Source organism: Acidovorax sp. 56, from assembly GCF_002749705.1.
Classification (GTDB): Bacteria; Pseudomonadota; Gammaproteobacteria; order Burkholderiales; family Burkholderiaceae_C; genus Acidovorax.
In genome coordinates this window covers 3,356,117-3,377,571 of sequence record NZ_PEEV01000001.1, presented here as the reverse complement: position 1 = coordinate 3,377,571, position 21,455 = coordinate 3,356,117, and the positions used below count along the sequence as shown (strand labels likewise).

Genomic DNA, 21,455 nt, shown 5'->3' with positions numbered 1-21,455 from the left:
GCCTCCATGAGCAAAAGAACCTACGAGCAGATCACAGAATCCGAGCGCCACGCCATAGCGCTGGGCCTGCAGCAAAAGCAAAGCCTGCGGGCCATTGCCAGGGCTCTAGGCCGCAGCCCCAGCACCATCAGCCGGGAGATCCTCCGCAATGCAGGAGGCCATGGCTACGTCAGCCGGTTTGCCCAACAGCGCTGCCGTATTCGCCGCATCCATAGCCGCCCCCAGCCCAAGCTACTGCGCCCAGGCATCTTGTTCAAGCAGGTGTGCGAGTATCTGCGCCAGCATTGGTCGCCCCAGCAAATTGCCGGACACCTGAAGAAACTTCATCCCAACGACAGGCGCCAGAGAGTGTCACACGAGAGCATTTACACCTGCATCTATGCCCAGCCCCGGGGAGAGCTCAAGAAGGAGTTGGTGGCCTGTCTGCGCATGGCTCACGCCAAGCGCTGGCCCCGCTCCAAAGGCGAGGACCGCCGAGGAGAAATCACCGATCTTGTGAGCATTCACGTGCGCCCTCCAGAGGTAGAGGATCGCCAGCTTCCCGGCCATTGGGAGGGAGACCTCATCAAGGGGGCCCACAACGCCAGCGCCATAGGAACCTTGGTCGAGCGCACCACGCGCTTAGTGGTGCTGGTCAAGCTGCCACACCCCAACCCGGCTACGGCCGCACATGTGCTCAAGGCATTCAGCGACAAACTCAATGCAATTGCCAGCCCGATGCGCCAGAGCCTGACCTACGACCGAGGCCGCGAGATGGCCGAGCACGCCAGACTCACCCAGAACACGGGCATGAAGGTGTACTTCTGTGACCCCTACAGCCCTTGGCAGCGGGGCAGCAACGAGAACACCAATGGGCTGCTGCGTCAGTACTTCCCCAAGGGTACGGAGCTCAGTGGCTACACCCAGGAGCAGCTTGATGCGGTGGCCGATGAACTCAACGGGCGGCCCAGGATGACCCTGGGCTACAGCACGCCCTTGGAGGTCTATGCCCAGCACCTGCATCGCTTGACTCAGCAGCCTGAGTCTGTGCACTGAGCAACAGCAATCAATGTTGCACTTGGACTTGAATCCGCCGCTTGCTAATCAAGCGCTAGCAGCTATCAATCAAATAGCAAACACATCTGCTGCTGGGTGGCCTGTGCCGCTGCGGTCGCTGCCGTGGATCGGGGCTTTGCCTTGGCCTGCCGCTGTAGCCATTGCGGCAGGGCCTTGAGGGCGCAGCGCTGCATGCCTTGCAGCAGCACAAAGTCGGCCGCCGGCAGCTGCCATTGGGTGGTCAGGTCGTGCTGCATGCGCGCCAGCAGCGCGGCGGCCATCTCGGCATCGGCCAGCGCCCGGTGGGCCCGCTGCGCGCGCGGCAGGCCCAGGTGCTGCACCAGCGGCCCCAGCTTGTGGGTGGGCGCCTGGGGGTACAGCCGTCGCGACAGCAGCACCGTGCAGGCAAAGGGCTGCGGCGCGGGTGTGTCGGCCAGGGCCAGCTCGGCCTGCCAGAACTTGCTGTCGAACGACGCGTTGTGCGCCACCATGGGCGCGTCGCCCACAAACCGCGCCGCATCGCGCATCACGCTGGCAGCCTCGGGCGCCTCTTGCACCATGGCGTTGGTGATGCCCGTCAGCTCGGTGATGAAGGGCGGTATCCACACCCCCGTCTTCATCAGGCTTTGGAACCGGTCCACCACTTTTCCGCCTTCTAGCAACACGATGGCCACCTCGGTGGCACGCGCGCCTTGGCTGGGCGACATACCGGTGGTTTCAAAGTCGATGACGGCGATGGGAGGCATGGGATCTGTGTGACGCGGAGAGGGCCGCAGGCGTTGCGTGCTTTGGCAGTATCGCCGCTCAGCGGCGGCCCAGCAGCTGCCGAAGCGCACGGGCAATCGCGGTGGGCTTGTCGGACTTGTCGGCGTCGCCGCCTTCGGGATAGATGGCCTCGCAGCGCTCAGCATGCAAGGCCTCTTTCAGGCCGGGCGCCACGCTGGCGTGCAGTTGCTCACAGTCGCAGCGCAGCCGGGCCTTCACGGTGCGCTTGCGCGCATCGCGCACCTCGGCCACCCAGCACGCATCGCCGCAGCCACAAGAGCGGTAGACCAGTACCTCGCCTGCAGTAGGCCAGGGCAGCGGGTACTCGCCAGTGCCGCCTGCGGCATGGCATGAGAGCACGATGGCGCCCCAGGCCCATGCTGTGCATGCTGCGTGGCGGGCGTATCTGGTGTGTCGCGGTTTGGTTGGGGTCGGCATGGAAGGGGCGGTCTGTCGCGGAGAATCACAGGGAAGTGCCAAAGCGCTCCCCCGTCCTTCATTCCAAAGAACCTCAGATTTTCCATGCGAGTTCACCCGTTCGTGGTCCGCCTCCTGCAAAGTGTGTTGCGCATTTCCGCCGCATTGGTGGGCGTTTTGGCCGTGCTGGCGTGCGGGGTGCTGGTGATGACCACCATGCCATCGCACTCCTACCTGGGTGCATTGCCCGCCCTGACGCCGCAGGAATCTGCGCTGGCCGACCGCTTGCGTGCCCATGTATCCACCGTTGCCCAACAAGAGCACAACCTGCGCAACCCCGCAGCGTTGGATGCCGTGGCCACCTATCTGGAACAGCAACTGGCTTTGATGGGCTATGCGGTTGAACGGCAGGAATACACCGTGGCAGGCAAGCCGGTGCGCAACCTGCAGGCGATATTGCCCAGCCGCACGGCCCCAGGCCAGCGCACCGTGGTGGTGGGCGCGCATTACGACTCTGCCCACCACACCCCTGGCGCCAATGACAACGCCACGGGCACTGCCGCCGTGTTGGAGTTGGCCCGCAGCCTGCGCGACATGGGGGACGCCTCTGCCGACATCATGTTTGTGCTCTACACCAACGAAGAGCCACCCTATTTCAAAACCCCTTTGATGGGGAGCCAGGTCCATGCCAAAGCCCTGGCGGCACAAAAAACCCGCGTGGTCGCCATGTTGTCGTTGGAGACCATGGGCTATTACTCAGACGTAGCGGGTTCGCAAAAGTACCCATGGCCTCTGAGGCTGCTCTACCCCTCAGAGGGCAATTTCATCGCCTTTGTGGGGGCCACAGGCGACCTGGGTCTGGTGCGCACAGTGGTGCGCTCGTTTCGCTCGCACACCTCTTTTCCGTCGGAAGGCATTGCGGCGCCCCGGTTCATCCCCGGTGTGGACTATTCCGACCACGCGGCCTACATCGACGCAGGCTACCCCGCACTCATGGTGACGGACACGGCGCCCTACCGCTACCCGCACTATCACAGCAGCCACGACACTCCCGACAAGGTCGATTTCGAGCGCCTGGCGCGCGTGGTGTCGGGCGTGGAGCGCGTGGTGACTGAACTGGCCCGGCAAGCGCCATAGCCAGGTGCCCGTGCCGATCTTGGTCCCGGCGCTGTTTACTGCGGTGAATACCTCACCACCCTGACCTCTGCCTGAGTGGGTGTGGTGTTGAAGACCTCGTGCATCCATTGCAATGCCTGGTCGGCTTGTGCTCCGCCCGTGCCGCCACCAATCACGGGAAATGCCACAGAAGCGAACCGGTGTTGATTGACCACGGCCATGGCAGATTGCACCGATTTCTGGATTGACTGCTGCGAGGCCACCCACCACATGCTGATACCCGCCACGTGGATGATGCCTTGGTACGGGAGCCGCCCTGCCCCGGTGAGCACGGCGCTGCCTAGCGGCATGGGGCCATGGCGTGCCAGCTCACGAAAAGGCAGATACCCCGCCCGGCGTTTGATGGCTCCGGAAACGCCTTGCGGCACCAGCAACCACCACGGGATGATGTTGCGGTTCCAGGCGTTGACGATGACGTCCACGTCCTGGTTCAGCAAGTCGCCCTGCACCACCCGTACCACGGGCACCTGGGGTGCAGCATCTTGAAGTGGTGGGTGTGCCATCTGCGGCTCAGGCCTTCTTCAAAAACTCCGACTTCAGCAACATGCTGCCCAGGTCGGTTTTGCAGTCCACGTTGTGGCCGTCCGCACCATCGACCAGGCGGATGCTTTTGATCTTGGTGCCCTTCTTGAGGGTGGACGACGAGCCCTTGACCTTGAGGTCTTTCACCAGGATCACGGCGTCGCCATCGGCCAGGGGGTTGCCGTTGGCATCGCGCACGATGCCGTCGCCTGCATCTGCGTCGGTGTCTGCTGTGTCGGCCACTTGTGGCCATTCAAAACTGCAGTCGGGGCACACGTAGTTGGTGCCATCGGGGTAGGTGTTTTCCAGGCCGCATTGGGGGCAGGCGGGCACGGTGTGGGGCATGGGTTTCTTTCTGGTTGTAGTGGTGAAAAGGGCTGGCGACTTTACAGCGCTCAGAGTGGCGCGCGTTGTTCCAGCGCAAACGGTGGCAGCCCTTTGAGCAGGCGCTGGCCATAGCTGGTGCGCGTGAGGCGCTTGTCGTAGCAGTACACATGGGCCTGGTCGTCTTCGGTGCGGATGGCGCGGCCCACCCATTGCGCCAGGCGGATGGCGGTGGCGGGCACCACCAGCTCGCTGAACGGGTCGCGCCCCACGGCGCGCAGCCATTCGGCGCGGGCTTCGCCCACCGGGTCATCGGGCGGGGCGAACGGCAGCTTGGTGATGAAGACCGACTCGCACAGGCGCCCGGGCAAATCCAGCCCCTCGCCAAACGACTGCATGCCGAAGATGACCGAGGGCTCGCCGTTTTCCACGCGCTCGCGGTGGCGCTTGAGCAGCTGCGTGCGCGGCAGTGCGTTCTGCACCAGCACCACGCTGCGCATGGCGGTGGGCAATGCGTCCACGGCCTGTCGCATCTGCTCGCGCGAGGTGAACAGCACCAGCGCGCCGTATTCCACGCGGGCAATGTCGTGCAGCAGCGCATTGACCATCTCGGTGGTGAACTGCGCGGCGTTCTTGGGGTCCGCCCGGGTTTCGGCGGCAATCAGCGTGCCCTGCGCGGCGTAGTTGAAGGGGCTGGGCACCTCCAGCGTGGTGGCCGCCTCGTCGCCATGCAGGCCTGCCTCGCGCAAGAAGAAATCAAAGTGCCCGCAGCTGGTGAGCGTGGCTGAGGTCAGCACCGCACCGCGCACCGCGCTCCAAAGGTGGTTGCGCAGCGTGGTGCCGGGCAGGATGGGGCTGGCATGCGCTTTGACCACGATGAAGTCGCCATCCACCTCCAGCGTGAACCATTTGGCGGCCGGTACCGCGCCTTCGGGCGCATCCTGCAGCAGCAGTTGCGCGGTGGCGTGCAGCTCTTCCAGGCGCGGGGCCAGCATACCGATTTGTGCGTACAGCGTGGACAGGCGCTTGGCCTCGTCGGGCTTGTCACGCATCTCGGCGCGCAAGGCCTTGCTGATGGCGCGCAGGGCGTCGAGGAAGCCCTCGGCACTGGCGGCCAGCAGGCCCAGCGGCGCAATGAGCTGTTCGGGCAATTCGCCGCGTGGCACGCGCACGCGCGCCGGGCCCCAGGCGCTGGGCTGGCTCTTGAGCTGGGCGCCATACACCTCCATCACGATGCGCGCCAGGTCCTGCAGCGTCTGCCGCAGCTGGGCGGAATGCTTGGGGATGTCGGCAATCTCTTCGACCTCCAGCAGCGCCCCAATGCGCAGGCCCCGGCTGGACAGCCGCTCGATCCAGGTGATGCGCGACAGGTCCATGTTGCACGCGAACTGGTCGAGCGCCGTGGCGGGCAGGTGGTGGGCTTCGTCCAGCACCAGCAGGCAGTTGTCCAGCTCAGGCAACACCCGCGCGCCCAGCGACGACAGCAGCAAGTCGTGGTTGGCCACGATCACCTGCGCGCCCACCAGCTCCTTGCGCTTGTCGTAGTAGGTGCACTGGCTGAAGGCGGGGCAGTGCTTGCCGGTGCACGAGGCACCCTCGGCTGCCACGGGGCTCCACACCTCGGGCTCGGGCGGTGTGTCCAGGCTGTCGCGGTCGCCATCCCACGCGCCTTTCGACAAGGTTTGCGCCATCGTCGAATAGAACTGGATGCGCGCCTCGGTTTCGTGCCGGGGGCGTTTGGCGCGGGCGGCGGCTTCTTCCTCGGCAAACAGGTCGTCTTCGCCCTCTTCTGCCGCCTCGCCCGTGCCCGCCAGGCGGTCGAGCTTGAGCTTGCACACATAGCGCCCGCGCCCCTTGGCCAGCGCAAACTTGAAGGGCTGCGGCATCAGTGCGGCCAGTGCGGGCAGATCTTTGTTGACCAGCTGCTCTTGCAGCGCCACCGTGGCGGTAGAGATCAGCACCCGCGTGCCGCGCGACAGCGCCAGCGCAATGGCTGGCGCGCAATACGCCAGCGACTTGCCAACGCCCGTGCCCGCCTGGATGACGGCGATGGAACGCGTGGGCGCCGCCTCGCCACTTTCTTCATCCACCTTGCCCAGCGTGGCGCTGCTGAAGGTGCGCGCCACCTGCTCGGCCATCAGCCGCTGCCCGGTGCGGCTGCGAAACCCTTCGGTGGCCTGCACCACCGCATCAAACGACTGCAGGGCCGCCTGGGCCCATTCTGTAGAAGACATAACCACCTGCTGTAAGGGCGAGAGTGTGGCATGGCCGCTCTGGCCGCCTTGTTTGGCGGTTGCAGAGGCCGTTGGATGGATGGGAGGTGGCTTGGTTGTTGCTATGTTTTTTATAGCTGCTGGCGCTTTCAAGGTAAGCGCTAGAGGCCTTTTTTGCTTCATTGGCGACGGCCGCCATTTTTCCAAGCGCTTGCCGAGGCGCCCTACCCCCAAAAAAGCGCAAAACCCCGAAAAAGCAGTAGCTCGCGGAAGAGCGCTTTCCTCTGTTGGGTTTTCTGCGCCCGGCCACCGGCCTGTTCGGGTCAGTCCGCAGGCCCGTCCAAGGCCATGTAGCCGCCAATCGCCAAAAAACGGCCCTTCTGGCTACTTTTGAACCCCTGTGTTGATTAGTGAAAATTATTAAAAATAATCCTGGAAAAATATGAAAACCTGTTTTTCAAAAATCTACAAGGTCGAAAAATTCAATTTCTTAATTCGATTTTTAGATGAATTTTGATTTTTCTGAACTCATGTTGTTAATTTTTGGATTTTGTATTGTTGGCGAAATTATTGATTTTTTCTAATAAAATCCATGTTCTGCCAGTCAATTTTTAGGTGGATGTTTTGGTATTTTTTGATGACATTGGATTAGCCGTCTCATGGTTAATGCACAACGCATAAAAATATCCAAATTTCATGAAAATTGGATGAATCAAAAATACAAATAAAATTGATGAAGTGCCGAAACGCTTTCAAAAACGCCGTACCTCAGTTTGAAATGAGTTGGGGGTGAAGCGATAGGGTTGGGCCTCTGCGGCCGGGTGCGTGGTCGCCGTTTGAGGTAAGCCCATGGTCTGGGGATGTACGGGGGGCTGCCGTGGCCCGCGTGTGTACCCCCTCACCTTGGGCACGCAATTCGAGCAGACATAAAAATGATGATCTATTGTTTGGTAAGGATTTTTGAGAGAGTGAGCACTGGCGTTTTACTTTTTCGCAAGAGGACCAAGATGACCTGCTGTGCGTTGCATCCGCTTTGCAATGGGTTGAGATGTGCGGCTGCTGTGGATTGACCCTGTTGAGACGGTACAGGCTCAGATGTTCCATCTGCCTGTGGGTCACTGTTTCTAATCAAAAATCAATCCGCTCATTTGAATTTGGCATTAGACATTTTTAGATTATCTGAATTTAAGAGAGGTTGTTTCATGTATTCAGTTGTTTTGCAAAAACTATTTTATGGAATTTGCAAATGGCGGGCTCAACTTAAAAACAATCTTTGAAAATCCCTAAAGCCGATTTGCGGATCAACCCGCAAATCAGCGTGGCGGTATCCCTCTTGCGATGAATACACCGCCCATCACAAAAATCGGTGGATGCTCCCTGCGCTGCCGCGTGCCGGGCATGGGCTGGGCTGCCCGCGTGGGTTTGCGTGGCGCTGAGCTCCTATCATGGCCACTGCAGGCTTCCTGACAGTCCAGCCCGTGCAAGCGCCTGCCCATCGACGAGGGAACATGGAATACACGACGCGATTCACCTTGGTTTGCCATCACACCGACGATGCCGATGCGCTGCATGCAGCGTTCAGCGCCCCGCCTGGCGAGGCGTTGGAGGACTCCATCAAGGCCTTCTTTGCCGCCCGCAAGGTGGCTATCTATCCGCCGGATGGCATGGGGTTCGACCATTGCGAGCGCGCAGGCCTGGTGATCGATGCGGCCTTCACCTCGGGCTCCACGCATGCCGACGAGTTCATTGGGCCGTTGTCGAGGGTGTGCCACGCGCTGCATGCCGACCTGCGGGACGACGAAATTGCGCGCACCATGGAATACGGCTTTGTGCATGGCAAAAAGAAGCCGCCAGCCGATGTGATGGCCCTGATGAAGACCTTGGCCCCTGTGGCGCAACTGGGGCGCGTGGGCCGCACCATTGCTGCAACGGACCGCGCAGAAAACGACCTCAGCGATGCGCTGACCGTGGCCATCGGCCTTGCCAAGAACGCCGCCACCGTGCAGGCCCTGCTCGAAAAGGGGGCCGATCCCAACAGCAAGCTGCCCTCTGGCACCTCGTGCCTGAACCGGGCGGTGACCAAGAAGAATGCCAAGATCGTCCAGCTGCTGTTGCAGCATGGTGCCGACCCCAACCTGCTGCACCGGGGCTATCCCAACCTGTATGAAGCCTGCCGTTTTTCCGCGCCCAAGATCGTGGATCTGCTGCTGCAGTACGGGGCGGACCCGAATGTGCGCAACAAAGACTTTTCAGAGCACAGCTACCCCATCGAGATTGCCATTTACTACCACCAGTCCAAGGCGGTGCGGTCGCTGTTGGCCAAGGGGGCCAAGACCACGGGCATGCCCAAGATGGGCAACCTGCTGGACTTGAACGCCGGGTATTTCCACGACAACCACAGTGGCCACCTGCTGGAAAAGCAGGCCATCTTTGAACTGCTGGTGCAAGACCCCGTGCACCAGGCCGACTTGGTGCAGCGGCGCGAGCACCTGGTGGGGCTGCTGCACAAAGGCTTTGAACCCATGGACAAGACGCCCAAGGACCGCGCGGACTTTGACGCCCTGCTGGCCTACATGGCCACGGTGTGATGGCCGGAATGAGCGCGGAGCCTGCCCAGGGGCTTTCACCGGGGCGCACCCTGGCTTCGACGGGCTCAGCCTGAACGCATTTCGTTTGCCGAGCGACAGGGTGCTAAGCCCTGCGCTTTACCCCCGCTCGCGCAGTGCCCGCTCGATGCGGTCGCGCCGCACCGTTGTCTTGGGCACCTTGAAGGGGAACCAGCTGCGCACGTCTTCTTCCAGCCCGATGCCGTGCATGTAGTTGTAGATGGCCTTTTTGAGCGCGCTGCCCAGCGCGTCGTGGTCTACGCCCGTGGGGTCGATAAAGGCCACATCGTTCTTGGCAAAGTCGCCTGGTGGCAGCGGTGCCAGGGTCACGCCGTATTCCTCGGGGTTTTTGCCCACGGGTGAGTGCACGGTGCAGGCAAAGCGGTGAAAGAAGCCGCTTTGGATGCAGCCATTGGCAAACAACTGCCGCACGTACTCGAGCGCGTCCACGGTGTCCTGCACCGTCTGCGTCGGAAAGCCGTACATCAGGTACGCATGCACCAGGATGCCTGCATCGCTGAACGCCTTGGTCACCCGCGCCACTTGGTCCACCGACACACCTTTTTTCATGAGGGTGAGCAGCCGGTCCGAAGCCACTTCGAGCCCGCCGGAGATCGCGATGCAGCCGCTGTCGGCCAGCAGCTCAGCGAGGTCAGGGGTGAAGGTTTTTTCAAACCGCACATTGCCCCACCAGCTGATGCCCGCGTTGCGCTCAATCAGCTCGGTGGCCAGCGCCTTGAGCGCCTTGGGGGGCGCAGCCTCGTCCACAAAGTGAAAGCCCGTCTGCCCCGTCTCGCGCACGATCTGCTCGATGCGGTCGGCCAGCACCCCAGCACTCGCGCCCTCGTAGCGGCTGATGTAGTCCAGGCTCACATCGCAAAAGCTGCACTTCTTCCAGTAGCAGCCGTGCGCCACCGTCAGCTTGTTCCAGCGCCCGTCGCTCCACAGGCGGTGCATGGGGTTGAGCATGTCCAGCAGCGACAGATACCGGTCCAGCGGCAGGCCGTCCCAGGTGGGGGTGCCCACCTCGGCAAAGGCGATGTCGGCTTCCATCATGTTGATGTACTGCACCGCTGCGTCTTCGCTGCGCACAAAGGTGCGCACCAGCCGCTGGCGCCCGCGCTCGCCGCGCAGGTGTTCCAGCAGCGCCAGCAGCGGGCGCTCGCCCGCGTCCAGCGTCACGTAGTCAAAGTGGTCAAACACGCGCGGGTCGGCCAGCTCGCGCAGTTCGGTGTTCACAAAGCCGCCGCCCAGCACGGTGGCAATGTGCGGGTGCCGCGCCTTGATGGCCTGCGCAATGCGAAACGCCGCGTACACCGAGCCAGGGAAGGGCACCGACAGCAGCACCACGGTGGGCTGGTGTCGCGCGATGGCCTCGTGCGTGAGCTGCTCCAGCAACTCGTCCACCAGCGTGGGCGCGACCTGGGCTTTGGCCAGTGCCTGGGCCAGCGGGTCAAACGTGGGCTGGCTGCCCGCCAGCGATTCGGCATAGCGCACAAATTCAAAGCGCTCGTCCACCGCGTCGCGCAGCACGTCGGCCAGGTCGTTCAAATACAGCGTGGCCAGGTGCTTGGCCTTGTCCGTCAGCCCCAGTGCGCCAAAGGCCCAGCCCAGCGGGTCGCCACCGTCGTCGTCCACATACACATCCAGCGTGGCAAAGCGCGGCCCCTCGGGCAAAAAGTGCCGGCCCACGATGCGGTGCGCCAGGGTGCTGTCGCGCCCTTGCAGGAAGGCAATGGCGGGGCCGATGGTGGCGAGGTAGCGGTCTTGCTGCGCGGCAAAGGACTGCACGGCGGGGCTGCGCTGCTTGGCGGGCAGGGCTTGTACGCGCGCCGCCACATCCTGCAGGCCCTCGGGCGACAGCAGCCGTAGCACCAGCGCCAGCGCCAGATCTTCCTGGAACGCAGTGATGCCGCGTGAGCGGAGAAAGCCCGTGAGGTACGCGGTGGAGGGATAAGGCGTGTTCAGCTGCGTCATCGGCGGGATGACGGCGAGCACGCGGCACGGGGAAGAGGCCATGGAATCTCGGGGGTGGTATGCCCCGATTATCCCGGGCCCCCGGTTCTGCACCGGGTGTGTGGCTACTGCCGCCTGCGAGGGGCCGTTGCCAGGGTCAGCCGTGGGGGTCGGTCCCGCTGCGCGTTTGGGCCAAGGCGGCCTGGGCCTGGCGGCGTGCGTGCTTGACCTTGTACATGGTCTGGTCGGCCGTGCGCAGGGCGTCTTCGGTCTCTCGGTGCTGGTCGGGTGCAATGGTGGTCACGCCCACGCTGGCACCGGCGTAGTCCAGGGCTACGCCCGGCAGCGCAAAGTGACCCTGGGTGGCCTGGGTGATGCGTTGGCTGAGCACATCCTGGGCAGACTGCGCGACCTCGCCCGCATGGGCGCTCAGGCTGATCACCACAAATTCGTCGCCGCCCAGGCGGGCGGCCAGGTCCTCGGCGCGTAGCACGCCCCGCAGGCGCTGGGCAATGGCCACCAGGAACTGGTCGCCCACCGCGTGGCCGTGGGTGTCGTTGATCGCCTTGAATCCGTCCAGGTCGATGAACGCGATCTGCACACCCATCTTGCGCCGCAGCCCCTGCGCCAGCATGCGCTCCAGCGCCTCCATGAGGGCGCGGCGGTTGGGCAGCCCCGTGAGCGGGTCGGTGGCGGCCACGGTGGCCAGCTGCTCGTTGGCGGACAGTAGCTTTTGGATCAGCCGTTCGCGCTCCACCTGCTGGCCGATGAGGTACGCGAACAGGGTGAGGATGCGTTCGGCCTCGGGCGTGCGCGGGCGGGTGTGGGTGCTGGCCGCGCACAGCGTGCCGTACAGCACGCCGTCGCCCATGCGCACGGGTTTGCTCGCATAGGTGCGGATGCCCAGATCGCGTGCGGCTCCCGAATCGCCCCAGCAGGCGGGCACATCGTCGGTGAAGGTGCGGCCCTCTTCCAATGCGCGCTTGCACAGGGTGTCGTTCCACGGCACCACGAGGCCCTCGGGGATCTGCATGGCGCTGGAGTTGCGGGCATACAGCACATGCTGCACCCCCTGGGCCTCGTCGATGGAGGTGAGGTAGGTGGATTCCAGCCCCGTCACCGCCTCCAGCATTTCCAGCAGCGGGCGTGTCAGCTCCTCGACGGACCGGGCCGCAGAAACGGATTCGGAGAGTTGCTCAAGAATTTCGCTCATACGCCGGAAATTATGGCCGGGGCCGTGGCGCGTGCGGCAGCGCCGGGCTCAAAGACCGGGCGTGGGTGGGGCCAGGTAGTTGTTCTTCACCCGCACATAGTGCTCGGCCGAATACTTGAGGTAGGCAATCTCGGCGTCGGTCAGCGCCCGCTGGCGCACCGCCGGGCGGCCGATGTAGAGGTAGCCGCTTTCCAGCACCTTGCCGGGCGAGACCAGGCTGCCAGCGCCCAGCATCACGCGGTCTTCGATCACGGCGTCGTCCATCACGATGGAGCCCATGCCGATGAGGCATTCGTTGCCAATGCGGCAGCCGTGCAGGATGACCGAGTGGCCCACGGTGACGTAGTCGCCAATCACCAGTGGCGATCCCTCGGGTTTGCTGGCATTGCGGTGCGAGACATGGCCCATGGTCAGGTCTTGCACGTTGCTGAAGCGGCCCACGGTGATGCGGTTCACATCGCCGCGCAGCACGGCGTTGCACCACACCGAGCTGTCATCGCCCAGTTGCACATCGCCAATCACTTGCGCACTGGCATGGATGAAGACGTTGTGGCCCAGTTGGGGCGCAGTGTTGAGGTAGGGGGACGTGGGCATGTTTTGGCGTCGCGCAGGGCGAATAGGCAAAGTGGGGATGGGGTCGAAGTGTGCCTGCGTCTGCCGCAGGCGCTTGGGGGCCAGCATCATCCCATGAGCGCAAGCCCGTGGCGACACATGGCCGAACGCGCTTCGTTTTCACCTCGCGCGCCGGGCGCTGGGCCCGCTGCGTGCATGATCAACCCACTGCTGGCAGCACGGTGTGGCCAGCTCCAGCCAGCAGCACACAGGCGCGCTCACTGTCCGCCCTGGATAGCAGCAGGTGATCCCCGTCAAAGGTCGAAACGACAAAGACGCCGATGCCGTTCTCCGACAGGGGGCGTATCACCGACAAAACGATGCCCGTTTCGCCAAAAGCGAAGGGGCCTACAAAGCGGAATGCCACCCAGTCCCGGTCAGCCTGCACGCCATCGAGGACACGCGCCTGAAGGCAGGTGATGGACAGCTCTTCGCTGCTGCGGGAGATGGAAACGAACCCTTCACCATCGGCCCATGGCGGTATGGCCGCTTGGGGGGCGAGGCGGGCGATGGCATAGAGCGAAGGCAAGGCTTGCAGCGTGATGCTGCGGGCGCTGGCCCAAGCAGAAGTGATGGCGGGTGTCGTGGTCATAAGTGGGCGAAGAAGAACATCCCCAAATTGTGGAGGCCGCGCTGCCAATGTTCACCAAAGTTTGGAAAATCTCAGTTTGGCTGAGAATTTCTTAACTTTGAACGCTAAAGCTCCTATGGCACTGGATTCAAAACAATGTGATGCATTCCTGGCCGTGGCGGAGGCGGGTAGTTTTGAGCAGGCTGCGGCGGCGCTGCACATCACGCCTTCGGCAGTGTCTTTGCGCGTGCGGGGCCTGGAGGAGCGGCTTGGCCAGCCACTGATCGTGCGCGGCCGGCCCAGCCGTGCCACCCATGTGGGGCGGCAGCTTTTGCAGCACCTGCAACGCGCCCGTGTGATGGAACATGACCTGCTGGCGGGGATCATGGGCAGTGAGGGGGGCGGAGATGCGTTTTTCCCCATCACACTTGCGGTCAACGCTGACTCGCTCGCTACCTGGTTGCTGCCGACGCTGTCGGCTGTGGTGCAGCGTGAGCGCATTGCCATCGAGCTTTTGGTGGATGACCAAGAGCACACGCATGCGCTGCTGGAGACGGGGGTGGCCCATGCCTGCGTATCGGCCCAGCCGCATGCCATGCGTGGGTGCATGGCCGAACCATTGGGGCGCATGCGCTACCGGCTGGTGGCCACACCCGCGTTTGCCGCGCAGTGGTTCGGCCCACGTGGGATCACGCGGACCTCGGCGCGCCGGGCACCCGCTGTGGTGTTCAATCGCAAGGACTCGCTGCACGCCAATGCGTTGCTCAATGCGTTTGGCCTGCAGGGTAACGCCTATGTGAGCCACTACGTGCCTGCATCCGAGGCCTTTGTTGCGGCGATCCGGTTGGGGCTGGGCTACGGGATGGTGCCTGAGCTGCAGATCGGAGATGCCATTGAGCGCGGGGAGCTGGTGGATGTCATGCCCGAAGCCGTGACAGAGGTTGCCCTGTACTGGCATGGCTGGGCCCAGCAGCCGCCGCGACTGGAGCGCCTTGCTCAGCGGGTGATGGAAGTTGCCCGGCAGCTGCTCTAGGGATCCTCTGCACAAATCACCGCGCCGTGTGCATTTGCGGCCTCGGGCGGTCTGCCGCGTTGCAAATGCTCGCAATAGCTACAGCTATTGCTGCGCTTTGCGCTTTGCGCTTTGCGCCTTGCAGTCCATCCCGATCCGCAGCGCACACTTTCCGCTCGATTCGTGCAGAGGATCCCTAGCTGGCCCGCAGGCGGTGGTTCAGGCCCTGGCGTTCGGTGCCGGTGGGGCATACAGCCCCAAAAACATGTCCACCGCGTCGCCCATCACCTGCGCCTGCTGTGCGGGTGTGAGGGGCGGCTGGCCCATGGCCAGCTGGGGCCAGAAGGCAAAGGCCTTGATCATGCCCTGCAGCAAGTTGGCGGCGTAGGCCACATCCATACCGGGGCGCAGGCGCCCGTCTTGCTGGGCGGCGCGCAGCCAGCGCGGCAGGCCTTCCTCTTTGGCCGAGAGCTTGGTGGCGATGGCGCGTGCGCGCTCGGGCGTGTGCATCATGTCGGCCATGGCCACGCGGCTCAGGTCAATGAAGCTGGCGTCGTCCAGCAGGCGCATCTTGTGGCCCAGCAACTCCAGCAACTGGCCCCGCAGCGGTTGGTGGGGGTTGTAGACCAGCTCCTCGGGCGAGCGGCTGCGCTCCCACATCAGCATCAGGATGGCCTCGAACAGGTCTTCCTTGCTGGGGAAGTGGTTGTACACCGTGCGTTTGGAGACCTCGGCCGCTGCGGCCACGCGGTCCATGCTGGTGCCGTTGAAGCCGTGCTGGCGAAACTCCTCAATGGCGGCTTGCACGATGGCATCGCGCTTGCGGTCCGTCAGGCGGGTGGGGGAAGGCTGGGCACTCATGGGGGAAATTTTACACCGTGCAGTTTACTTTTATTAAAACTAAACTACACTGTGCAGTGCACATTTGCAAAACCACCGGAATTTGCCCATGCCCCGCCGTCTTTCCCGGGTCTGGACCATTGCCACAGTCTTGATCGGAGCCCTTGCCATGGCCGTTGTCACGTCGTCCTGCACCACCTTCCCTGCCACCACGCACACCGAAAACGCGCTGCAAGAGGGCGGCAAGTACCGCAATGCCAAGCCGCGCCAGTCGCTGGGGGCGGCCAAGACAGCCAAGGTGCTGTGGAACTTTGCGACGGGCAAAGACGCCGACACCGTGCCCCGCGCGCCCATCCCCGTGCACCCGGTGCTGCGCACCGACCTGCTGGCCGCGCCCGATGGCAGCCTGTGGCGCCTGGGGCACTCCACCATGCTGTTGAAGGTGGGCGGGCAGTTCTGGCTGACGGACCCGGTGTTTTCCGAGCGTGCCTCGCCCTTCCAGTTCATGGGCCCCAAGCGCTTCCATGCCCCGCCCATCAGCATTGACGAGCTGCCCCCCATCGAAGGCGTGGTGCTGTCACACGACCATTACGACCACCTGGACTACAGCGCCATCCAGAAGCTGGCACCCAAGGTGGCGCACTTCATCACCCCGCTGGGCGTGGGCGACCGGCTCATCGGCTGGGGCGTGCCTGCGGCCAAGGTGCAGCAGCTCGATTGGTGGCAGAGCACCACCGTGGGCGCGCTGGAGCTGACGGCCACGCCCGCCCAGCATTTCTCAGGCCGTGGCCTGACGGACAGCGACCGCACGCTGTGGGCATCGTGGGTGCTGCGCGTGGTGGGGGCTGGTGACGGTGGTGAATCCGCATCCAACGGCTTGCGCGTGTTCTTCAGCGGCGACTCAGGTTACTTCGATGGCTTCAAAGCCATTGGCGAGCGCTTTGGCCCGTTTGATTTGACGATGGTGGAAACCGGGGCCTACAACAAGGACTGGCCCGACGTGCACATGCAGCCCGAAGAAAGCCTGCAGGCCCACCTGGACCTGAAGGGCCGCTACCTCATGCCCATCCACAACGGCACGTTCGACCTGTCGCTGCACCCCTGGACCGAGCCTTTCGAGCGCATCACCGCCCTGGCCGAAGCCGCCCAGGTGCCCCTGGTGGCGCCGGTGATGGGCGAGCGCATTGACCTGCGCCAACCGGCCTTGTCTCGCCACTGGTGGCGCAGCGTGCAGGCCACGCAGCCCAGCGCAGCGCAGGGCCCAGCGCTGGTGGCCCCGGCGTCTGGAGTCTAGGGATGTCCTGCATAACTCCCTGCGGTCTGTGATAGCGCGGCCTCGGGCAGTCCGCTGCGTTGCTTTTCTTGCCAATAGCCCGGCTATTGGCTGCGAAAAGACGCCTTGCGGCCTATCCCGATCCGCACTATCACCGACTCGCGAGGGTTATGCAGGACATCCCTAGGGGCTCATCAAAGCGCGTATCCGGCTGGGGTGGTTTTGCAGGCGTCTTTGAACAGGCGCTGAGACTACCGCCCTGCCAGCGCCCCCACCACACGCGCCGCCGTGCGGATTTCCTCGTCTCCATAGCCTGCGTAGCCCAGCAGCCAGCCGCGCCGGGGCGAGTTGATGGCGTAGCGCGAGAGCGGGGCCAGCATCACGCCTGCAGCCTGGGCGCTGCGGGCCAGGGGCTCGTCATCGCTGCCTGTGGGCGCTTCGTGCAGCAGGTGCATGCCCCGGTCGCACGGGGGCAGTTGCCAGTGGCCACCGCTGGCTTCGGCCAGGGTGTCAATCAGCAGCTGCTGGCGGTGCAGGTACAGCTCGCGCATGCGGCGCAGGTGGCGCAGCAGGTGCCCTTCGGCAATGAAGCGGGCCAGCACGGCCTGCGTGTCGCCAGGCGCGTGCCGGTCGGTGATGGCGCGGGCCATGGCAAAGGCCTCGACCAGCGCGGGCGGCACCACCACAAAGCCCAGGCGCAGGCCCGGGTGCAGGGTTTTAGAAAACGTGCCCACGTACAGCACCCGCTCCGACCCCGGCAGGCTGCACAGCGCAGGCACGCGCTGGGCGGCGTTGCCGTACTGGAACTCGCCGTCGTAGTCGTCTTCCACCACCCAGGCATCGTGCTCGCGCGCCCATTGCAACAGGGCCTGGCGGCGCGGCAAATCCATGCGCACACCGGTCGGGAACTGGTGCGTGGGCGTGACCACGGCCATGCGCGCAGCGGGCCACTGCGCGGCGCCCTGGGCAATGCACAGGCCGCTGGCATCCAGCGGCACGGGCCGTGCCAGGGCGCCGTGGCCCAGCAGGCTGGCGCGGATGCCGGGGTAGCCGGGGTCTTCCACCAGCACCTCGTCGCCCACGTCCAGCAGCAGGCGCGCAATCAAATCAATGCCCTGCTGTGAGCCCGAGCACACCACCACCTGCGCCGCATCGCAGCGGATGCCGCGCGATGCCCACAGCCACTGCGCCACGGCCTGGCGCAGGTCGGGGTCGCCCGCCGGGTCCAGGTAGTGGGCGCGGGCGGCGCGCTGGGCTTGGCTGGCCTGGCGCGCCAGGCGGTCCCACACGGCAAACGGAAAGCTGGCCACCTCGGGTGCACCAATGCGAAACGCCCTGGCGGCCACCAGCGGCGGGCGCCAGCGTGCCGCCGTGTCGGCCACCAGCTGCCCGCGCCGCGACAGGCCCCGGGGTGGCGCTACCAGCGCGGGGGTGCTGGACGGCGTACTCGGTGGCGTGTGGGTGGGGCGCTGCGCCAGGGCCTGCGCCACATAGGTGCCATCGCCCACGCGGGCTTCGACATAGCCCTCGGCCAGCAGGCGCTGCACGGCCCACAGCACCGTGTTGCGCGACACCCCCAGCAGCCCCGCATGCGCACGCGAAGGCGGCAGCCGCATGCCCGCAGGCCAGCGGCCCTGCTCAATGGCGCTGCGCAACTGCGCATACACCTGCTGGCGCAAGGTGGCCGACGAAGGCGTGGCGCTGGGTGGATTGGCTCTGGCAACGGACACGAATTGGCTCCTTGTGAATGCGCTACGGCGCCTAAACTGAAGAACCATTGTAAAAACCCTTGCCGGAACTTCACCCATGGCTGCACCGCACACCGCCACCATCGTCTGGACCCGTGGCACCGATGACTTTCTGGACAAGCGCTACCACCGCAGCCACCAGTGGCAGTTTGATGGCGGTGCCACCGTAGCGGCGTCGTCGTCGCCGCATGTGGTGCCCCTGCCCTACTCGGATGCGGCGGCGGTGGACCCTGAAGAGGCCTACATCGCCGCCCTGGCCAGCTGCCACATGCTGTGGTTCTTGGACATTGCCAGCCGCGCGGGCTGGCGCGTGAACCGCTACACCGACGCTGCTGTGGGCACCATGGCCAAGGACGCCGAAGGCCGCCTGGTGGTAAGCCACGTGCAACTGCGGCCCGTCACCGCGTTCGATGCCGCCCATGCCCCCACCGCCGCCGTGCTGGCCGATCTGCACCACCAGGCGCATGCGGCCTGCTTTTTGGCCAACTCGGTCAAGACGCAGATCGACTGTGCGCCGGTGCTGGAAGTGGAAGCCGCTGCAAGGCAAGGAGCCTGACATGGCCAACGCGAACCGGCAGTTTCACGTGACCGATGCCCCCACCCTGCACGCGCTGGTGCGTGCGCAACCCTTGGCCACGTTGGTGATGGCGCATGCCGGGGCCCTGCACGCCAACCACGTGCCTTTGTTTCTGGACCCCACCCGTGGCCCGCATGGCACGCTGGTGGGCCATGTGGCGCGGGCCAATGGCTTGTGGCCGCTGCTGCCGCAGCAGGCCGTGGCCATCTTCCACGGGCCGCAGGCGTACATCTCGCCGTCGTGGTACCCGTCCAAAGCGGTGGATGGCAAGCAGGTGCCCACCTGGAACTACGCCGCAGTGCACGCCCATGGCGCGCTCACGGCGGTGGACGACCCGGCGCGCCTGCGCACCCTGCTGCACACCCTGAGCGAGCAGCACGAAGCCCACCGTCCCCACCCGTGGCGCATCGACGATGCCCCGCCCGACTACATCGACAAGCTGCTGCGCGCCATCGTGGGCATCGAGCTGGAGGTGCAACGCTGGGAAGGCCTGTGGAAGGTGAGCCAGAACCGCACCGACGAAGACCGCGCGGGCGTGGTGCAAGGCCTGCTGGCCGAAGGCACCCCAGCGGCCGAGGACATGGCGGCGCTGGTGTTGGGGCGGCTGATGGGGTGAGGCGCAGAGCCCATCGCCGCAAATTGCTATCAAATAAATAGCTGCTAGCGCTTTTCAATCAAGCGCTAGGGCCATATTTGATTAAAAGTTTCAGCCGCACCCTTTCACCCAGGCGGGGCTTGCCGATGCCTGGATGCGCCGTGTGGGCCGCGCTTCAACAGGCTTGGGGCGACGAGGGATGGGGGCACCAAGCAGCGCCCCGCAATCCCCAGGGCCATCACCCTTCCAGCGCCTCCACCCGCAGCGTCACCACCGGCCCAGCCACTGCTGGGTTGGCGGCCAGCGCGTGCACGGCCAGGTCCACCGTGGCTTGGGGGGCGGCGTCGGTCAGCACCAGCACCTGGGGCCCGCTGCCTGTGGGCAGTGCCTTCTCGCAGGCCAGCTCCACACGCTGCACGGGCACCTGCTGCGCCGCCAGCCAGGCGCCCACGGCCTCCACCTGCTGGGCGGTGTGCACCGGCACGCGCAGGTAGTGGCGGGTGTGCACGGCAGCGCGGGGCAGCACGGCCAGTTGCTCGTTCATCGCCTGGGGATGAAAGCCCAGGTGCGGCACACGCTGCGGTGCCCGGGTGCCCTCCAGGCGCGCCACGTCCACCAGGTCGGCAATCACGGCCGATGCGGTTTGTTCAGACCCAGCCCCCGCGCCGTAGAACATCGTCACCCCCGCCGCGTCGCCCTTGACCATCACCGCGTTCATCGAGCCGTTCACATGCGCCAGCAAATGCGTGGCGGGCACCAGGGCAGGCTGCACGCGCAGCTCCACACCGTCCACCTCCGCACCCACTGTCTCGTCTTTGCGCCGCCGGGCCACGCCCAGCAGCTTGATGCGATAGCCCAGTTGCTCGGCACAGGCCACGTCCAGCCCCTGCAGGCGGGTGATGCCCTCCACCTGCGCGTCGGCAAAGCGCACGGGCATGCCAAACGCATTGGCCGCCAGCAGCGTGATCTTGTGGGCCGCATCGATGCCCTCGATGTCAAACGTCGGGTCCGCCTCGGCATAGCCCAGAGCCTGCGCTTGCGACAGCGCCTCGGCAAAGCCCAGCCCCTCGTCGCGCATCTTGCTCAGGATGAAATTCGTGGTGCCGTTGATGATGCCCGCCACCCACTCAATGCGGTTGGCCGTCAGCCCTTCGCGCAGCGCTTTGACGATGGGGATGCTCACAGCCACCGCGCCCTCATACGCCACGGCCACGCCGTGCTGGCGCGCAGCGGCAAAAATTTCGTTGCCATGCACGGCCAGCAGCGCCTTGTTGGCCGTGACCACATGTTTGCCCGCACGGATGGCGGCCAGCACCCATTCCCGCGCCGGGCCGGTGCCGCCAGCGGCCTCCACCAGCACATCCACATCGGGGTGGGTGGCGACCTGCATCGGGTCGTTGGTCAGCGCCACATCGGTGCCCACCACGCTCATCGCCCGCGCCAGGCTGCGCGCGCACACCATCACCAGCTTGATGCCCCGCCCGGCGCGGCCTGCAATCTCGGCCTGGTTGCGCGCCAGCACCCTGAAGGTGCCAGCCCCCACGGTGCCAATCCCGATCATGCCCACGCGCAGCGGGCGTGTGGCCACCGCAACGGCGGGGCTGGACTGGGGCTCAAGACTCTGGACTGGATCGCGGTACATCGGCTTCTCCAAACATCAAACGAACAAACAAAAAAACCCAGCTGCCAGAGCTGGGTTTCGTGCATTCGTCTTGGAAGAGAAGAGAGAGCGATCACCAGGTGGCTGCCGAAACGGCCACCTGCGCTGCGCTCAGGTGGCCGCGGTGGTAATGGTGATCATCATTCGTGCACCCATTGCCCGCGTAAACGCAGGCAGCATCATGCCCATGCACGCAAAGGCTGCGGCAGGTGCGATGACGGAGGATGGAGTGAACGACATGACCGCTGCAGTGTAGCGCACAGCCCGGCGCGTGGCCAACGCGCACTGCGCGGGCTGCTTGGCCATGCATCGCTTTCTCTTCCCATCGCAGAAAGCGTTG

Annotated in this window: 20 protein-coding genes; 7 read left to right on the top strand and 13 right to left on the bottom strand. The window is 64.7% G+C overall.

The genetic code is table 11. The features are described from left to right. The first annotated feature begins 6 nt into the window (after nucleotides 1–6). Nucleotides 7–1,035 carry an IS30 family transposase gene (locus CLU88_RS14945; RefSeq protein ID WP_099655696.1) on the top strand — a complete coding sequence of 343 codons (1,029 nt, stop codon included), beginning with the start codon at nucleotides 7–9 and terminating at the stop codon, nucleotides 1,033–1,035. Nucleotides 1,036–1,100: 65 nt separating this feature from the next. Here CLU88_RS14945 and CLU88_RS14940 read toward each other — a convergent pair whose 3' ends face one another. Both CLU88_RS14940 and CLU88_RS14935 read right to left on the bottom strand, forming a co-directional pair. Next, the gene (locus CLU88_RS14940) at nucleotides 1,101–1,781 is read right to left on the bottom strand and encodes a PolC-type DNA polymerase III (protein ID WP_099657267.1); all 681 of its coding nucleotides are present in this window, start codon (nucleotides 1,779–1,781) and stop codon (nucleotides 1,101–1,103) included. Nucleotides 1,782–1,839: 58 nt separating this feature from the next. Continuing rightward, complete coding sequence (locus tag CLU88_RS14935) at nucleotides 1,840–2,160, bottom strand: hypothetical protein (protein ID WP_143226011.1); 321 nt, start codon at nucleotides 2,158–2,160, stop codon at nucleotides 1,840–1,842. Nucleotides 2,161–2,364: 204 nt separating this feature from the next. On the opposite strand from CLU88_RS14935, the gene CLU88_RS14930 reads away from it, so the two are divergent. Continuing rightward, nucleotides 2,365–3,354 (top strand): M28 family peptidase, encoded by a 990-nt coding sequence (locus CLU88_RS14930; protein WP_199173460.1) that lies wholly within the window; start codon nucleotides 2,365–2,367, stop codon nucleotides 3,352–3,354. Between the two features lie 35 nt (nucleotides 3,355–3,389). Here the strand turns inward: CLU88_RS14930 and CLU88_RS14925 are convergent, their stop codons facing one another. From CLU88_RS14925 to dinG, 3 genes are read right to left on the bottom strand one after another with little or no spacing between them, the layout of a single operon-like run. Further along, nucleotides 3,390–3,896, bottom strand: a complete 507-nt coding sequence (locus CLU88_RS14925) for a macro domain-containing protein (protein WP_199173459.1) — start codon at nucleotides 3,894–3,896, stop codon at nucleotides 3,390–3,392. Nucleotides 3,897–3,903: 7 nt separating this feature from the next. Then, nucleotides 3,904–4,260 carry a zinc ribbon domain-containing protein YjdM gene (locus CLU88_RS14920; RefSeq protein ID WP_099657265.1) on the bottom strand — a complete coding sequence of 119 codons (357 nt, stop codon included), beginning with the start codon at nucleotides 4,258–4,260 and terminating at the stop codon, nucleotides 3,904–3,906. A gap of 50 nt (nucleotides 4,261–4,310) precedes the next feature. Next, nucleotides 4,311–6,473 (bottom strand): ATP-dependent DNA helicase DinG, encoded by a 2,163-nt coding sequence (gene dinG / locus CLU88_RS14915; protein WP_099657264.1) that lies wholly within the window; start codon nucleotides 6,471–6,473, stop codon nucleotides 4,311–4,313. Between the two features lie 1,487 nt (nucleotides 6,474–7,960). Between dinG and CLU88_RS14910 the strand changes: the two genes are divergently transcribed. After that, nucleotides 7,961–9,040: an ankyrin repeat domain-containing protein gene (locus tag CLU88_RS14910; protein ID WP_158235606.1), complete on the top strand. Its 1,080-nt coding sequence runs from the start codon at nucleotides 7,961–7,963 to the stop codon at nucleotides 9,038–9,040. A gap of 117 nt (nucleotides 9,041–9,157) precedes the next feature. On the opposite strand, the gene CLU88_RS14905 is transcribed toward CLU88_RS14910, so the two are convergent. The 4 genes from CLU88_RS14905 to CLU88_RS14890 form a co-directional block, all read right to left on the bottom strand. Further along, a complete protein-coding gene (locus tag CLU88_RS14905) occupies nucleotides 9,158–11,077 on the bottom strand; it encodes a radical SAM protein (protein ID WP_199173458.1) in 1,920 nt (639 codons plus the stop codon). Nucleotides 11,078–11,171: 94 nt separating this feature from the next. After that, complete coding sequence (locus CLU88_RS14900; RefSeq protein WP_099657261.1) at nucleotides 11,172–12,227, bottom strand: sensor domain-containing diguanylate cyclase; 1,056 nt, start codon at nucleotides 12,225–12,227, stop codon at nucleotides 11,172–11,174. Nucleotides 12,228–12,275: 48 nt separating this feature from the next. Then, a complete protein-coding gene (locus tag CLU88_RS14895) occupies nucleotides 12,276–12,821 on the bottom strand; it encodes a gamma carbonic anhydrase family protein (protein WP_099658906.1) in 546 nt (181 codons plus the stop codon). A gap of 178 nt (nucleotides 12,822–12,999) precedes the next feature. Continuing rightward, nucleotides 13,000–13,431: an ACT domain-containing protein gene (locus tag CLU88_RS14890; protein ID WP_099657260.1), complete on the bottom strand. Its 432-nt coding sequence runs from the start codon at nucleotides 13,429–13,431 to the stop codon at nucleotides 13,000–13,002. Nucleotides 13,432–13,546: 115 nt separating this feature from the next. On the opposite strand from CLU88_RS14890, the gene argP reads away from it, so the two are divergent. Continuing rightward, a complete protein-coding gene (argP, locus tag CLU88_RS14885) occupies nucleotides 13,547–14,443 on the top strand; it encodes an HTH-type transcriptional regulator ArgP (RefSeq protein WP_099657259.1) in 897 nt (298 codons plus the stop codon). 198 nt (nucleotides 14,444–14,641) lie between these two features. Here the strand turns inward: argP and CLU88_RS14880 are convergent, their stop codons facing one another. Continuing rightward, nucleotides 14,642–15,283, bottom strand: a complete 642-nt coding sequence (locus tag CLU88_RS14880) for a TetR/AcrR family transcriptional regulator (RefSeq protein WP_099657258.1) — start codon at nucleotides 15,281–15,283, stop codon at nucleotides 14,642–14,644. Between the two features lie 148 nt (nucleotides 15,284–15,431). Between CLU88_RS14880 and CLU88_RS14875 the strand changes: the two genes are divergently transcribed. Beyond that, nucleotides 15,432–16,556, top strand: coding sequence for an MBL fold metallo-hydrolase (locus CLU88_RS14875; RefSeq protein ID WP_233205480.1), 1,125 nt, complete (start codon nucleotides 15,432–15,434; stop codon nucleotides 16,554–16,556). A gap of 230 nt (nucleotides 16,557–16,786) precedes the next feature. Here CLU88_RS14875 and CLU88_RS14870 read toward each other — a convergent pair whose 3' ends face one another. Beyond that, complete coding sequence (locus CLU88_RS14870) at nucleotides 16,787–18,265, bottom strand: PLP-dependent aminotransferase family protein (protein WP_233205479.1); 1,479 nt, start codon at nucleotides 18,263–18,265, stop codon at nucleotides 16,787–16,789. Nucleotides 18,266–18,341: 76 nt separating this feature from the next. On the opposite strand from CLU88_RS14870, the gene CLU88_RS14865 reads away from it, so the two are divergent. Next, complete coding sequence (locus CLU88_RS14865; protein WP_099657256.1) at nucleotides 18,342–18,839, top strand: OsmC family protein; 498 nt, start codon at nucleotides 18,342–18,344, stop codon at nucleotides 18,837–18,839. A gap of 1 nt (nucleotide 18,840) precedes the next feature. Next, a complete protein-coding gene (locus CLU88_RS14860) occupies nucleotides 18,841–19,476 on the top strand; it encodes an FMN-binding negative transcriptional regulator (RefSeq protein WP_099658904.1) in 636 nt (211 codons plus the stop codon). A gap of 217 nt (nucleotides 19,477–19,693) precedes the next feature. Here CLU88_RS14860 and CLU88_RS14855 read toward each other — a convergent pair whose 3' ends face one another. Further along, nucleotides 19,694–21,097, bottom strand: coding sequence for a homoserine dehydrogenase (locus tag CLU88_RS14855; protein ID WP_099657255.1), 1,404 nt, complete (start codon nucleotides 21,095–21,097; stop codon nucleotides 19,694–19,696). 129 nt (nucleotides 21,098–21,226) lie between these two features. Next, the gene (locus CLU88_RS14850; RefSeq protein WP_099657254.1) at nucleotides 21,227–21,421 is read right to left on the bottom strand and encodes a hypothetical protein; all 195 of its coding nucleotides are present in this window, start codon (nucleotides 21,419–21,421) and stop codon (nucleotides 21,227–21,229) included. Nucleotides 21,422–21,455: the final 34 nt, after the last annotated feature.